Source organism: Erythrobacter sp. MTPC3 (assembly GCF_042854385.1).
Lineage (GTDB): Bacteria > Pseudomonadota > Alphaproteobacteria > Sphingomonadales > Sphingomonadaceae > Erythrobacter.
This window is the reverse complement of the sequence record NZ_BTGP01000040.1, coordinates 1-804: the sequence shown is the minus strand read 5'-3', so window position 1 is coordinate 804 and position 804 is coordinate 1. Positions and strand designations below refer to the sequence as shown.

Sequence of the window (804 nt, the reverse complement as noted above, 5' to 3'; positions counted from 1 at the left end):
GTGATCGACGCGGCGTTCCTCGACATGCCGTGGTATGGCAGCCGGCAGATGGTCCGGCACCTGCGCCGAGGCGGCTATGATGTTGACCGACGACGTGTGCGGCGGCTGATGGGCAAGATGGGCCTGTCGCCGATCTACCAGCGACCGCGCACGAGTGATCCGCATCCGCAGCATCGGATTTATCCGTATCTGCTGCGCAAGCTGGAGATAGTGCGACCGAACCATGTGTGGTGTGCGGATGTGACCTACATCCCGATGCGCCGAGGGTTCCTGTACCTGGTCGCGGTGATGGACTGGGCGACCCGCAAGGTCTTGGCCTGGCGCCTGTCGAACACGATGGATGCGGGCTTCTGCGTGGCGGCTTTGGAGGAAGCGCTGGCGCGCTTCGGTCGTCCCGAGATCTTCAATACGGATCAGGGTAGTCAGTTCACTTCGCTAGCCTTCACCAGCGTGCTGCGGGATGCCGAGGTGCGGATCAGCATGGACGGCCGAGGCCGCTGGATGGACAACGTGTTCATCGAGCGGCTGTGGCGATCTCTCAAATATGAATGCGTTTATCTCCACGCCTTCGAGACCGGTTCGGAGCTGCGCACTGGCCTTGCTCGTTGGATCACCTACTACAACACGCAGCGACCGCACTCGGGTCTAGCGGGGCAGACCCCGGCAGAGGCCTATGGACGGATCGACGCTTCAGATCATGGGGGGCATGCCCCCCATGATCTGATGACCAGACTGGCGGCATAATCACATCCGGGATTAGCTTAACTTCGCCGCCAACCTGTCCAAGAAGACGGGACCACCTCA

Annotated in this window: 1 protein-coding gene; it reads left to right on the top strand. The window is 61.6% G+C overall.

Going from position 1 to position 804, the window contains the following annotated elements; all coding sequences use genetic code 11:
* Positions 1-744: IS3 family transposase (locus tag ACGHU1_RS16875; RefSeq protein ID WP_390588887.1), on the top strand; the 744-nt coding region annotated here is incomplete at its 5' end.
* Positions 745-804: the final 60 nt, after the last annotated feature.